The sequence below is a fragment of the Geofilum sp. OHC36d9 genome (genome assembly GCF_052400685.1).
Taxonomy (GTDB): Bacteria; Bacteroidota; Bacteroidia; order Bacteroidales; family Marinilabiliaceae; genus CAZHHH01.
The window spans coordinates 1-14837 of record NZ_JBQTGJ010000028.1 but is presented as its reverse complement, the minus strand read 5'-3'; the positions used below and the strand labels follow the sequence as shown (position 1 = coordinate 14837).

The 14837-nt window shown below is 35.5% G+C and carries 13 protein-coding genes; all 13 read left to right on the top strand.

The window, feature by feature from the left end:
• Window positions 1-76 precede the first annotated feature (76 nt).
• Window positions 77-1360 (top strand): retropepsin-like aspartic protease, encoded by a 1284-nt coding sequence (locus tag ACT3CD_RS16475; RefSeq protein WP_444646758.1) that lies wholly within the window; start codon window positions 77-79, stop codon window positions 1358-1360.
• A gap of 307 nt (window positions 1361-1667) precedes the next feature.
• Window positions 1668-2225, top strand: coding sequence for a hypothetical protein (locus tag ACT3CD_RS16470; RefSeq protein ID WP_444646757.1), 558 nt, complete (start codon window positions 1668-1670; stop codon window positions 2223-2225).
• A gap of 4 nt (window positions 2226-2229) precedes the next feature.
• Entirely contained in the window at window positions 2230-2373 is a 144-nt protein-coding gene (locus ACT3CD_RS16465; protein WP_444646756.1) for a hypothetical protein, read from the top strand.
• 226 nt (window positions 2374-2599) lie between these two features.
• Complete coding sequence (locus ACT3CD_RS16460) at window positions 2600-3511, top strand: SMP-30/gluconolactonase/LRE family protein (RefSeq protein ID WP_444646755.1); 912 nt, start codon at window positions 2600-2602, stop codon at window positions 3509-3511.
• A gap of 315 nt (window positions 3512-3826) precedes the next feature.
• Complete coding sequence (locus ACT3CD_RS16455; protein WP_444646754.1) at window positions 3827-3979, top strand: hypothetical protein; 153 nt, start codon at window positions 3827-3829, stop codon at window positions 3977-3979.
• Window positions 3980-4916: 937 nt separating this feature from the next.
• Window positions 4917-5405: a ComF family protein gene (locus ACT3CD_RS16450; protein ID WP_444646753.1), complete on the top strand. Its 489-nt coding sequence runs from the start codon at window positions 4917-4919 to the stop codon at window positions 5403-5405.
• 46 nt (window positions 5406-5451) lie between these two features.
• Complete coding sequence (locus ACT3CD_RS16445) at window positions 5452-6915, top strand: PAS domain-containing sensor histidine kinase (protein ID WP_444646752.1); 1464 nt, start codon at window positions 5452-5454, stop codon at window positions 6913-6915.
• Window positions 6912-7544, top strand: a complete 633-nt coding sequence (locus ACT3CD_RS16440) for a response regulator (protein WP_444646751.1) — start codon at window positions 6912-6914, stop codon at window positions 7542-7544. Before ACT3CD_RS16445 ends, ACT3CD_RS16440 begins: the two co-directional genes overlap by 4 nt.
• A 718-nt stretch (window positions 7545-8262) precedes the next feature.
• Window positions 8263-9354 (top strand): hypothetical protein, encoded by a 1092-nt coding sequence (locus ACT3CD_RS16435; protein WP_444646750.1) that lies wholly within the window; start codon window positions 8263-8265, stop codon window positions 9352-9354.
• A gap of 25 nt (window positions 9355-9379) precedes the next feature.
• Window positions 9380-9805 (top strand): hypothetical protein, encoded by a 426-nt coding sequence (locus ACT3CD_RS16430; RefSeq protein ID WP_444646749.1) that lies wholly within the window; start codon window positions 9380-9382, stop codon window positions 9803-9805.
• Window positions 9806-9810: 5 nt separating this feature from the next.
• Window positions 9811-11310 carry a methyl-accepting chemotaxis protein gene (locus ACT3CD_RS16425; RefSeq protein ID WP_444646748.1) on the top strand — a complete coding sequence of 500 codons (1500 nt, stop codon included), beginning with the start codon at window positions 9811-9813 and terminating at the stop codon, window positions 11308-11310.
• Window positions 11311-12178: 868 nt separating this feature from the next.
• Window positions 12179-13072, top strand: a complete 894-nt coding sequence (locus ACT3CD_RS16420) for a hypothetical protein (protein ID WP_444646747.1) — start codon at window positions 12179-12181, stop codon at window positions 13070-13072.
• Window positions 13073-13423: 351 nt separating this feature from the next.
• Entirely contained in the window at window positions 13424-13858 is a 435-nt protein-coding gene (locus ACT3CD_RS16415) for a VOC family protein (RefSeq protein ID WP_444646746.1), read from the top strand.
• Window positions 13859-14837: the final 979 nt, after the last annotated feature.

Sequence of the window (14837 nt, the reverse complement as noted above, 5' to 3'; positions counted from 1 at the left end):
ATGAGGATGGCGGAAGGGGTGCGTTAGTGGAAGTAAAATAAACGACTGAAATTAAATAATAAAGACATATATAAAAATGAAATTACTAATAACGCTAGGAGTTTTGGTCTTTTTGGCACTTTCCTGTTCGCATGAAGTTAAAACTAATTTCAAGGTTGATCAAGAGTTAGAAAATCTATTAAATAACAAGAACTATTTCAAATTAAGTAAAAAGCTTAATGCAGCAAAGACAAAACTGTCTGAAGATAGATTTTTATATTATCAGGCTCTTTGTCTTGAAGTTTTTAATGAAAGTGAATCTTCTCTGCAATGTATTGATAAACTATTAACAGAATATAAAAAGAGACTTAACGACACTATTGTAAGCAACTTATTACAAATAAAAATCAGAAACTACATACGATTGTTCCAATATGAAAAAGTGTTTAATATTAGTCATTTGCTGTTGGAAGAATATGCAAATTTATTAGATAGCACAAAAACAGAAGACTATAAAAATAATATTGAACTTTACGGGAAAATTACACATTTAGAACCAACTATTATACACAAAGAAGGAGATACGGAAATTAAATCTTCAAGAAATCCAGCTTTACACTATGTCACAGTGCCTGTTAGAAGTGGTGGGATAAGTAAAGATTTTTTATTTGATACAGGAGCAACAACGTCGTGTATATCTATGTCAAAAGCAGAACAAATGGGAATGACCATTTACGATACTAATATAAATGTTGAAACACCATCTTTCGCAATTAAGGCAAAACTTGCTGTCGCTGATACTTTGTATGTTGGAGATATTTTATTCGAAAATGTAATTCTTTTAGTAATGCCAATTATGAATATTCCAGATTACGATTTTATCGTTAGTGGTATTATTGGTATACCTGAAATGCTCTTAATGGAGGAAGTTCATATTAAGAAAGATGGAAGTTTATTTATACCTCAAAAGACGCAGGAGGCTACTTTTAAAAATATGTTTTTTTCTGAAGAATCAGGCAAGTGTCCTTACGTTAGAGTCAATTCTGGCCCAGACACTTTGAATATGGCGTTGGATTATGGAGCTAATGAATCGCACTTATGCCTGGGCTATCTTGAAAAACATAAAGAAGAAATTGACAAATTTAGTGACCCCAAAGAAACTCCGGTTACAGGTCTTGGGGGTGAGCGAAAAATAATGAGCTACAGTTTAAATCATTTCCCATATAAAATTGGAGATAAAGAAAGTTTTTTAAAAAAAATATCCATTAAGAATGTTTTTACTGATAAAGTTGAATTTGATGGAGTGATAGGACAAGATATGTTATTGCCTTTCGAAATGATAAAAATTAATTTTAAAACAATGAGTTTTGAAGTTGAATAAATATCAGTCACTAATATATAGGGGGCTCAGCGGTCGGCACGACCCCGCGATCACCTTGGGTTGAATGATATCCCGCCAGGGCTACAACTGACTGTTATTTTTTATGTTTTTGGGAAGAATATTCATGCTTGCATTGAGCTGTTTTTGTCCAACTTATTTGATAGATATCAGCGAATTAGTACATTCAGTGTCTGTTTTTCCGGAAATCACGGGCAAAAGACAATATAAATACAATAACGTTTTTGGGTTATAAATAAATGAGGATGGCGTTATGGATGCGTTAGCATTCATTATAAAGAACTGATACATGAAAAATATACTTCAATACTTATGGATGATTTTCCTTTTTACCATGTTAATTGGATTATTGATTTGGGCAATTTGGTATATTGAAGACACTAAAACTAAAATTTCAGTTTTTAGTATTGTTGCGATTATTCTCGCTGCTTTTACTTCTGTGTTAACGGTTAGTATAAACAACAAAAAAGCAAAAGAAAGAGGATATGAACTTTTGGTTACTAAAGAGAAGCAAAAAGTTTTTGAACATTTCTATAATGCCTTTTTTGAAGGACTTTCCCAATCAAAGAAAAAAGGAGCATCACCAATATCAAAAAAGTCTATAGAGGAAATGATGAATTTCAAAAGAGGATTAATGAATTGGGGTAGTGACAGATTAATTAAAAAATTCATCGAATATGAAGATAAGATGGTTCAAAATAGAGAAACATTTTCTTTATTGAAAGATGGTGATGAGTTTTTTAAAGAAATTCGTAGGGAAATGGGTTATGAAGTATCGAGTAACGTGAATTTAATCAGCATAATATTAACAGCAGAAGCTCGTCAGGAATTGATGGGTAAAAAATAAAAAGATGGAAGAATATACAATAATTTCAATATTTATAGGACTTATTATTATAGGATCCTTTATTGTTTTGAGCATTAAGATGAAAGGTGGTATTGGTAAATATAATTTAAAAGTTTACGGAATTACTTTAATCGCTCAAGGCGGATAGTGAGTAATTGAACGACAGTTCTTCGATGCTACATCGCCGAAGCTTTTGCTTCGGCTACTATAAAAATGATTTAGCGGTGCCAAATCAAAAGCTCCGTCTCAGTGCAAACTTGATAGGTTTGTTCATCGAAATGCCTTACTTGCCATATACTCAACGTTCGCACCCATTAAAACGAAACAAACAATTCACATTTTTTTCACATTCTAAATATAAAATCAACGTCGCCATGGAAAATATCACATTGATTTTAATTGTTTTTGCACTCGTATCTTGTGCAAACAAACCAGGGAAAAAAAGCGCTCAAAAAGGTGAAGCACAACCGGAATCATTCATCGTTTCAGAATTGGAGAAATTGGCTGGTGGTTTTACATTCACAGAAGGCCCTGCCGTTGATGCACAAGGAAATGTTTACTTTACGGATGTTGCCAATCACCTGATTTTAATCTGGACATTAGATGATCAGCTCGACACTTTTCGAATAAACAGTGGTAGAGCCAACGGATTGTATTTTGATAAAGACGAAAATTTATTGGTTTGTGAAGGTGAAAAGGGGCAGATTACCTCAACAAGTCCTGATGGTGATTATAAAGCGATTGCCACTCAGTACGATGGAAAAAGGTTTAATCAGCCCAATGATATATGGCCTGATGCCAAAGGGGGCGTTTACTTCACCGATCCAAAATATGGTGGCGATGATACCGAACTCCCTCAGGACGGGATGCATGTGTATTATATCAACCCAAGTCATACATCCGTTATCAGAGTTTGCGATGATTTTGAAAAACCCAATGGCCTACTCGGAACGCCCGACGGGAAAATACTTTATGTGACCGACGCGCAGGCGGGCAAAACTTATAAGTATGATGTTCAGGCGGATGGTTCTCTGGCAAATAAAACGCTTTTTGTTGAATTTGGCTGTGACGGAATGACCATTGACAAAGCCGGAAATATGTATTTAACCACTGGTGGAAAACAAGCAGTAGACATCTTTTCACCTTCAGGCGTATTATTAGAATCCATCGCAGTACCGGAAAAACCATCAAATATTTGTTTTAGTGGTAAAGACAGAAATCAACTTTTTATAACTGCACGCACATCAATTTATCGGGTTAAATTGAATGCCGAAGGGGTGGATTGATGAAGTGTTATAATGGATGTGGTATGTTGACGCGAAGTTATTTATGTTTCGGTGGGAGATCTGGAATGAATTGAAAATCGACGAAGTTACACGCACTTGGTCTGCTCAATCGCAAGCCGTTGAAGTTAGCTTGATAAATTCATTGGTCTGCAATGGTATAGTGTAAGTCGTTTTAATAAAAAACAGATGGATTTTAGAACTAATATTGATACGTGGTTTGTCTTTTCTCTATTCTTTGGGTATTGATCAATTGAAAAATTGTGACACGTTTACTTTTTTAACTTAGCATGTTGATTCTGCAAAAAAAAAAATGGTGTGTTAGGGCACTCACAAGGAGGAGCTGCGGCTGCCCGGTCATTGCTTGACGACGATAGGATTATGGCAGGAATAAGCTTAGATGGTATGCAATGGGGCGAAATGATAGATACGTTGATGACCAGGCCATTTGCTTTAATATACGCTGATTGAGCCATCACACATCCAAACTTAAATTTACACGCATATCATAATGCCAGTGCTTGCATTGTGCTGTTTGTGTCCAGTTTAGTTGGTAAATATCAGCGAATTAGTAAATTAATTGTCCGGTTTTTTCGGGAAATCAAGGGCACAAATACGCATAAACACAATATGCTTTTAAGCCGGAAGATGAGAATTAGGTTATGAGGTTGTATACTGAAAATGATATTGATTAAGCATTCATGGTATAGTTTCCAACTGGTTGCGTTCTCAAAAGTAAAATACCCATCAAAACCGGTTTCTGCTTTTAAACCGTGACTTTCCAAAATCACCTTAAGGTCTACCAGTGTTTCTTCGGTGACTCTATTCAGAACAGAATCATTAATATCTGGTTTTGCGACTACTGTAGCATTGTATTTTTTTGATTTTTCTTTTAAAGTTACTCGTTAACACAAATGTTATAATCGCGAATAATAATAGGGTAAATTTTATTGTTTGGTTTTCAATTTTTAAGCGGTTTTTGAGTTCATTAAATATTCCATTATATATACATCTTTGCATGATAAATGTATGTCTTGATTGTTTATTATCTGGAGGGTACACATCTTTTTCTTATTAATAAATTGTAAATATGGTTTAAAAGTTCTATTTTTTAAAACCATCTGTTGTCGGATATGTTAAATACCTGTTGTGAACTATATAATTTTTTTCTAAAGTTGTTTTTTCAAGAATATGCCTCATTTGTAATTTTATGCTGTTCAAGGATGAAATAATTATCAGGACCTAATGCTTGCGCAAATTACCGTGCTCCTGTTTTCATTTAGCGGATGATAATCCTTTGGATAAAATATTTTGGGGTAGGGTGAATATTGAAAAAGTTTTTTTTATGTTATGTACTACAGCTATTATGGATACACATCTTTTGCACAACCTCAGATAGCGAAAGCCAATGGAGCCGGGTTACGAATTAGGCAAGTTATATGGAAAAGAATTGATAGAAGTGAATTGTTTTGAGCCAATGGATTATTTGATGCCCAATTTATTACATCCTAGAGAATTTGCTAAGCGGGGACACAATCAAAGCGGTTGGATAGTCACAGGGGTGGCTGAACGGATTTCTGCTAAGCTGATGACCGATAATTTACACAAATTCATTATTATCAGGAGTATGGCCATTGAGGGAAGATATAGGCGATGGGGAAAGATTGTCGACATCTTCGATGTTATAAATCCGCCTCTATTGGAGGACAGAATAGGCCTACTGGTTGATGATGTGTTAATAACAAGCGGCACTGCTATAATAGCATGTGCAGATCAGTCGATGAATAGCACAGGTATTAGAGTGAGTGTGACAACACTTGCCTATGCCTTCACACAAGGAGATACAAGAAATAATTCGGGTTTACTGTCTGTAAGCTTAAATATGAATCATTTTTAACTTTTCGGGTATTTGCATTATTATTCTTCCTGAACATTTTATATAAATGAACGAATTAAAACTATTAAATGACTCTTTAATTAAAGAGGTTGCTGAAAGAAAACGCGCAGAGTTGCTTGCTGCTGAACATGCCAATAATTATCGGACGCTTTATAATAACAGTTACGATGGATATCTCATTTTGTCTGATAATTATAAAGTAATTGAATTTAATCAGGCATTTACCGACATAACGGGTTATACTCCGGAAGATTTATTGGGGAATTGTATTTTAGATGTAATAGGAGATAATTATGTGCCCATTATTGAAGAAAGAAGAAAATTGTCGCTGGCTAAAAAGAAAATGTCAAATCTCACTTTAGATATCAAAGACAAAAAGGGGGACAGATTGGTTTTGCAAACACAGCGGGTCGTTATCAATCAGAATAATAACACCACTATATCGTTGGTGATTTTAAAGGACGTAACCGAACAAACAATTGCAACCGAAAAGTTGGCGAAAAGTGAGGTGCTATACAGGACCTTGTATAGGAACACCAATGATTCGATTCTAATTATGAACCACAATGAACTGGTTGATTATAATATAATGGCTCAAAAACTATATCCAGATATCCAGTTTAGTAAGGAAAACATCCCTTATGTCGACGTATATAAGGATTTTGGCGAGATAAATGACAGCGTTCAATTACCCGAAAAACTTTCATTGGCATTTCGTGGTAGTACTCAAATATTTGAATGGGTTCATCTCCATGTTGATCCTCGGAAACCTGTGTATACACTGGTCAATATTACGCCTTTAAAAGAGCTTGGCGAAAAGTTTTACATGGTGGTTGAGCGGGATATCACAGAAAGAAAAAAAAATCAGAATCTCATACTGAATTCTATTATTCACACCGAAGAAAATGAACGAAAAAGAATTTCCTCAGATCTACATGATGGAATTGGGCCAATCTTAACAACTATTAAGTTATATGCTCAGGCCTTGATGGATGAAAGCTCTTCGGATAAAAAAGAGTTCATTAAAACTAAATTAACGGGGTTGGTGGATGAAGCAGTTAACTCTATTTCTGAAATTGCTTTTAATATTAGTCCACATATATTGGCTAATTATGGAATAATTGCGGCGATAGAATCATTTATCACCAAATTAAATGTGTCAGAAAAATCCAAAATTATATTTACACATAACAATATTCAACGTTTCGATAAGAACAAAGAAGTTACCGTTTACCGAATTTTTGCCGAATTAATTAACAATGCTATAAAATATGCCAAAACAACCAAGGTTACTTTTCATATAGAAGAGACCCAATATGGGATTAACTTGCATTATAAGGATAATGGTATTGGCTTTAATACTGAAGATATTGGTAATAAAAAAGCTGGTATGGGATTGCTAAATTTAAGAAATCGTGTGCAGTCATTTAACGGTAAGTTTGTGTTAAATAGCCAAATAGGTCAAGGTGTTGAAGTTAAAATGTGGTTACCCAAAGCAAATAGACTATGATACGTGTTGCAGTAGTAGATGATCATGAACTTTTTAGGGAAGGATTGGTAATGGTTTTAAACCAAATGAATGATATTGAAGTAAATGCCGATTTTGGTTCCGGGCAGGAATTTTTAAAGGCTATCGATGATTTGGATATTGATCTGGTTTTAATGGATATTAACATGGAAGTTATGAATGGTATTGAAACCACTCAAAAACTAAAGGCAATAAAACCTGAAGTAAAAGTGATTGCGGTAACTATGTATACCGATGATTCATATTATCTCCAGATGATTAATGCCGGTGCTCATGGTTTTGTGCTAAAAAAGGCCGGTAAATATGAGCTCGGACAAGCAATACATGAAATTCATAATGGGGGTAATTATTTTTCGCAGGAGATTTTACAAAAAATGGCACTTAATGCCATAGCTAAACCTGAAGAAACTGAAAATAAATTAAGCGTTAGAGAAATAGAAGTGTTGCAGTTGATTTGTAAAGGTCATTCGACCAAAGAGATTTCTGAAATGCTTTTTTTGAGCCATAAAACCATTGAAGTACACCGATCTAATATTCTCCGAAAGTCAGGGAAAAAAAATGTTGCCCAACTTGTAATGTGGGCGCTGAAAAATAATTATGCGACTATTTAAAGTCTGTCTGTAAAGCCCAACTTCTGCGTTACGCTTGTTCTAAAAATGGTCATTTAAGTGAGTAAATTCAAATTTTTTGGGCTTAGCAAGTCTTGAATTTGAACGTTTATTTTCAAGCACCCGGTTTTTCTTGCTGATATTAATTATCAGAGAATCTTTCAATTTCGTGTACTAAGGGAAAACCCTTAATGCTATTAGGTAATTAATTACCTAAAATGCGGACTTCCCCTATTTCACACTTTTTTATTCTGTTGCACTTTTGTTCCCACAAAAAGAAGGTAATGGAGCAAGGAATTAATGATAATATTGAGGGTGACAACTCAGTTTTAAAAAGTGGATTAAAGTTCTTTATTAAATCAGGCTTTTGCATCAGACCTTTGTCATAAGCATTGTATTGGTTAATTGAAGTGCGGCAATGAAGCGTCTTTTGATAGCCGTTTATGAGGTGCAATAAATTCTGTAATGCATAAGACGGATAAAAAATCATGTTTATTGGCAGGCCGTAAGCAGAACTTCTCATGAATCTTACTTTACATCTATCAATTTATTAACAAGTCACTGGGGAAATTAGCATGGGGCTTTAATAGATAGGTATTCAATCAACTACAACATAATTTTTTCCCACTAAGTATAATAACTCTTGCTCCTGCTTAAGTAATAAGCGGTGGAGTATGTTTAAAAAAACTTATGAACGATTACTGTAATTAAAAACGTAAATATGAGAACTACAAAAAAACAATTATTATTACTTATGGCTGTTTTGGCATTTGGGGGAATTCAGATAAATGCGCAGGACCAATGGGAGCCTCAAACAAAAATCAGCGGGTATATCTCCACTGAGTTCAATTATTTCAATGAGCTTGATGATTATGACAAAGAATACGGAGTGGCGCTTTCTGAAGCAGGTATTTTAGCCAGTTACCAACCCACTAAGGTTGTTTCTCTTAAAATGGTATTTGTGTATCGGCCTGATTACTCCATTGATCAAATGATTAACGAAGCAAATATTCAGTACCGCCTTTCTCGGAATTTAAATTTTAAGGCAGGGCGTTTTCTTACGCCACTAAGTCCTATGAACACATACTATTATGCGCCGGTTAATATAAGCGCCACTTTACCGGTACTGATCTCAAATCATGAGTTTTTTCCTTTAAATATGGATGCCGTTTCATTGAACGGTAAGTTTGGAGATGACGTAAATATGAGCTACGATGTCTTTGCAGGAGGCTATAACAACTCAATGTGGTTGAACACCGGAGCTGTGGGCTTTTTCGGTAACGAGGTGTCTTATTACGGAGAGTTATTACACAGTCCTTTTACAGTCGATGATTCCTATAAAGCAACCCGTAATCTGGCTGCTGGTGGTAATATCCGTTTCGCATATCAAGATTATATAAATGTTGGCCTGGGCGTTTTTAACTCTAAAAAAGAAAAGGTGCCCGCTAAGGTGATAGGTAATAGTACGGTACTCCTTTTCGATTCAGAAAGATTTAGTTATGGTCTTGATGCCAAATTCACTTATAATAACACACAGTTGACAGGGGCAATATGGAATTCAGACTTAACAATTAACGACATATATATCGATCATAAAGGTGCTTTTATTGAGTTAAATCATGCTCTTGGTAAAGTAACCCCTTATGTGAGATACGAAGATCAAACTTCTTTTTATGTTGAATTTCAGCGTTATACCGGAGGTTTGATGTATAAGCCAAACTTTGAAACCACCGTTAAATGTGAGTATTTGCACTACGAACAAGAAGTACAGAACTTAGATGGCTTTGTTGCATCACTGATTTATTCATTCTAGTATCTTTTATACAACAAGTAAAAAAATGAAACAGTTCATTGCATTATTTATATTGGTTGTAACAATTCTTGCAGGAAGTGCAGATGCTCAAACCTATAAGGTAATTGTTAACAACGCAAACGAAACCGGATCTATCAGTAAAAAAGAGTTATCCATGGTTTTCCTGAAGAAAAAGAAACAATGGGACAACGGCGTCATGATCACGCCTGTTGAACATCCTGTGCGCGCCGAATTAAGGGCATCTTTTTCAAAGGATGTGTTTAATAAGAGTGTGGATGCTATGCGAAGTTATTGGCAGCGTGCTATTTTCTCGGGACTGGCCACTGCGCCTGTTGAGAAAGCTACAGATAAAGAAATTGTAGAATTTGTTAAAAATAATACAGGTGCTATTGGTTATGTTTCGTCTGCGACCAGTACTGCTGGTGTGAAAACATTAGTCATCAAAGAATAAATACTATGAGACTGTTAAAGGAATTAAAAGTACGTGCCAAAGTAGCTACTTTCCCAGGACTATTTGTTTTTGTAATCGCCATTCTGTTTTTTATAATTCAATGGAGCAATAACAACAGTCGGCATCATTTGAATGAAATTCAGCAGGCATATGTACCTTATAGCGAAATTTGTAAACGTTTGTTAATCATTCAGGGTAATATGCAACGGTCATTTCAGGATGGGGTGGCTGTTATGGACGAATCTTATATTGATGCAACAATTAAATTGTACGATGAGTTTTATACGCTCAGCGATAGTGCTGTACAATTACTTGGAGGTATCAAAAGTGTAAAAATTGATAGCGCACTTCTGGTACTTGATAAATATTATCCTTTGGCAGTCTCCTCTTCTAAGAATATGATCGCAGGTAATATGGGCGAAGAGGTGAGTCGTGATATGGAGTTAATGATCACTGAGCTGAATGTATTAAAACGTTTATTGAACGAAATTTCAGCTTCGTCAGAAATTTTATTGCAACAAGCTTTTGATGAGGCCAACGAACAATCCTCTAACCTCGCAATGATCATAAACGGGGTATTGCTATTTAGTTTAGCCATATTTATCACCATTTCAATAATTATTTCCAAATCTATTGTAAATGGGCTGAAACTATCCATTAAATATCTGCTCAGGCTGGCACAAGGCGATCTGAATTTTAGAATAGAAGAGGAGATAACCAATAACAAAGACGAAATAGGAGATATTTCCAGGGCGATTAATATGCTTGTGTCAAAGCTTTCTGAAATTATTGTTGGAGTGCAATTGGAAGCCAATGAAATTAATAAGATTAGTGGGCATTTGAGTGTTACTTCTGAAAAAATTTCAACCGGGTCTAATGATCAGGCGGCATCCGTGGAGGAGATATCATCTACCATGGAAGAAATTGCTGCCAATATTGATCAAACATCAGAGTACTCCGTTAAGACTGAGAAAATTGCTGTTTCTTCGGCCGGTGATATGCGGCGGGTAAGTGAAGCTGCCGTCAATAGTCTGAATTCGGTTACTTCTATTGCAGAAAAGATCAATATGATTACAGACATTACTTTTCAGACAAATATTTTGGCTTTAAATGCCGCTGTAGAAGCGGCCAGGGCAGGTGAGCATGGGAAAGGATTTTCTGTTGTTGCGGCAGAAGTGCGAAAATTGGCGGAAAGAAGCAAAGTGGCTGCCGAAGAAATAGTGGCTTTAGCCAAAATGAGTGTTGAACAGACCACAAATTCTAAAGACTTAACAGAGGATTCAATTCCTCAGATACAAACTACGGCGCAATGGATTCAGGAAATCTCATCGGCCAGTTTAGAACAAAGGAATGGCGTTAAGCAGGTGAATGAAAGCGTGCAGCTTTTGAGTGTTGTGGCACAACAAAATGCTTTAAGCTCTGAAGAGATGGCTTCTGCCTCTGAAGAATTAATGAATAAAGCAGAAAAGTTTTCTAAATTAATCGGGTATTTTAAAGTGTCATAACACGATGGGGGGTAATTACTTCGCCTCGGTTTCCCCATCGGTTGCTATCCTGACAAGACCATTGAAGCGGCCTTTCAATGTAACAATCACCTTAGGAGCGTCTTTTTGAATATATTGTGTTTGTGATAATACGGTTATAGTCAAACACCCGATGTTTTGACAACTATTTTCAATCTACTAACAATATTTTAGTCTCACTGAAAAGTTGAAAAAAATAAGTTTCCTCTCATTCAATTTACAAGTGTGAGTTGTGGACCTAGTAAAGTCACTATCCCTTTTTTTAGCAGCTATCAACAGAATCTGATAGAGAGAAATTTGATTTTGTATCAATAGGATGTACATGTAATAACTCAGATGCACTAAGAATATATATGCATAGAAGTAATTTTGACTATAAATTTTTATTGTCATCAGTTGAAGTAAGAAATAATTATTCAATTCAATCTTTCCCTGTATTTTTTATACTTGATGATAATCATGTGATTGTATAGGGAATAAAAGGTTATATTAAAAATCTGGTTGTCAAAAAGGTAAGGGGCGCAATGGGTAAACTGATATAGAAATATCAGAGTGCAACATCTAGGCGTATGAGTGGTCGGAACGGCCCCGCGATTACCCCGGGTTCAACGACATCCCAATCGTATTACAACAGAGTGTTATTGACTGACTGGCGTTTTATATGTTTTTGGGAAGAATGCCAGTGCTTGCATTGTGCTGTTTCTGTCCAATTTAGTTGGTAAATATCAGCGAATTAGTAAATTTATTGTCTGTTTTTTTCCGGAAATAACGAGCAAAAGACAATTTAAATGCAATAGTTCTTTTAGGCTATAAACGATGAAGGCAATATGGGAAGGTTATGGGGGATATTATGAAAGAACGTAACAATATATTATTGATTTTTTTGCTATTGACCATAAATCTATCGGCACAGGTTGGATATGATACAATCCCTGAGAATGAAGTTATTATTGGTGGATATGGATGGGAAACACTATTTATATTTAATGACTTTGAAAATCAGGCATTGACATATTTTGACAAAATTGATTTTGAAAATCTTGATTGCTATGGTGAGAAAGTATTTGTTGAGACAATTTTTGGGGAAAATGGAGAATTAAAAAATACCAGAATTGTTAAATCAGCAAGCCCTATTTGTGATTCCATTGCATTCAATTTTGTTAAAGGTCTTAAAGACTGGTTGCCTGGATTAGTAAGAGGAAAATTTGTTGATATACCCTTCATTTTCCCTATCACTTTAGATAGCGTAGAGATTAAGGATAAATACTTAAAACCTGATATATTTTTTAATGCACCAGATGAAGAGTATTTTAAAAGGAAAGAGTATTTTGACTTTTATTACTCTAATAAATGCAATCAAAAAATAATAAATGACTTTGACTTCTTTAAAAATTATATGGCTGAAACTCTCAGAGACAGTCAATATGTCCATGTTCTTACTGATTATAAGTTAAAAAGAAAAGAAAGTATCGTTTTGGAGTTTAATATTCCGAAAAGTAAGGACACTCATCTACTGGTAAAAGACTCTCACAAAGGCTGGATACTTTATGAATATAATCTTAAAAAAGGTAAAGTTCGTGTTCCTGGAGATGGAAAACTACTTTTGATTTTCTACGCAGAAGGGACTACCCCATTAATTCAGACAATGATGATTTATCCTGAAAAGGATACTACTATTAATTTAGAATTAGAAAAATATACAAAAGGGAGATTGTTGGACGAGATAAAAATATACAGGCCTTAGTGTTGTGTGTAAAATGTCTGGCGGTCAGTTGGCTGTTGAATTGTTTAGCTCGTGTCAAAAGTCGTTGTCACTTGGCAGGAAAGTGATTCTCTATACCAAAAGTTTCTATTTTGGGATAATGAAGCGGACAGCAGGAAGACGATGATAAAAAAACCGGAAATATGATTCGAAAGGAGGAGGTCTGAATATGAAGGATAAATATAAAGTTGTTCAAAGTAGAAAAAGTGACTATCCCAAACCAATTTAACTGAAGACGGGATTCATCGTTCAAAAAGAAAAAACAAGCCCGGGGATGGTGTGCAATAAAGAAAAGCACCTGCTATACATCATAAAGGAATTTAAAAAAAAAATATGGCAACAGTTAATACCTATTTATATTTTAACGGGAATTGTGAAGAAGCATTTGATTTTTACAAATCTGTTTTTAATAAGGATTTCCGTTTTATTGGACGCTATAAAGATGTGCCAGAAGTTGCAAGACATAATTTCCCAAATTGCCAGGATGAACATATTATGCATATTGCACTACCTATTAGTGATGAAACAATTTTAATGGGAGCCGACATTATTGATCTCAACAGACAGGAAAACCATTCATCAAAATATTTTTCACTCTACGTTAATACTGATAGTAAAAAAGAAGCTGATAGATTGTTTGCTTCTTTTTCAAAAGATGGAGAAATAAAACTGCCTGTTTCTGACCAATTTTGGGGCGCTTATTATGGAATATGTACGGATAAATTTGGTGTTAATTGGAAGATAAGTTTTAGTCAGGAAACGACTTAATTAGTGCCTGTCCATAAACTAAGTGTTTGAAATATAAAGTTCAAATTCAAGGCTAGCGCAGCCCGAAAAATGTGAGTTTACTATGGTAAATGACCATTGTGGGGACAAGCATAACGCAGAAGTTGGACTTTCCTGCAAGCTCCAGTTAAGATGCTGAAATCCAGTTGTTGTTAAAAAAATCAATCCTTTCGCTCATTGGTTTCGACTACGACTAATTTTCAGTAATTTAGATGGTGCTTTCAAAATTTCCCGAAAGGCTGTGTGATTTTTTTGGCGGTGTTGTGGTGAGGGGAGTGCTTGCCTCAGAAATGTTTTTGCAACCCCAACCCAACAATGGTTATCCCGAAATTTTTCTATCAAACAACAAAGTTCAAGAATTTGGATTTCTCAACTGCCACATTGTCCGATGAGAGAGCAGAATTAAAGTACGAGTGTCAAACAACGATTTTTTAAGATGCCGAGTCGGGGCCAGCGCTTAAATAAAAGAGGCATGAAGATGGCGCGGAGAGGTTTGCGAGTCAGGAAACGAGGTTCACGAGTCAGGAAACGAGGTTCGCAAGTCAGGAAACGAGGTTCACGAGTCAGGAAACGAGGTTTGCGAGTCAGGAAACGAGGTTCACGAGTCAGGAAACGAGGTTCGCAAGTCAGGAAACGAGGTTCACGAGTCAGGAAACGAGGTTCGCGAGTCAGGAAACGAGGTTCACGAGTCAGGAAACGAGGTTCGCAAGTCAGGAAACGAGGTTCACGAGTCAGGAAACGAGGTTCGCGATTCAGGAAATGAGGTTTGCAAGTCAGGAAACGAGGTTTGCAAGTCAGGAAACGAGGTTCACGAGTCAGGAAATGAGGTTCGCGATTCAGGAAACGAGGTTCGCGATTCAGGAAACGAGGTTTGCAAGTCAAGCTGTAATATCCTAAATTAGCTTGACAGATTTTACAACATTACTTGAATGGGATACAAACATAAAACATCATACTGGTT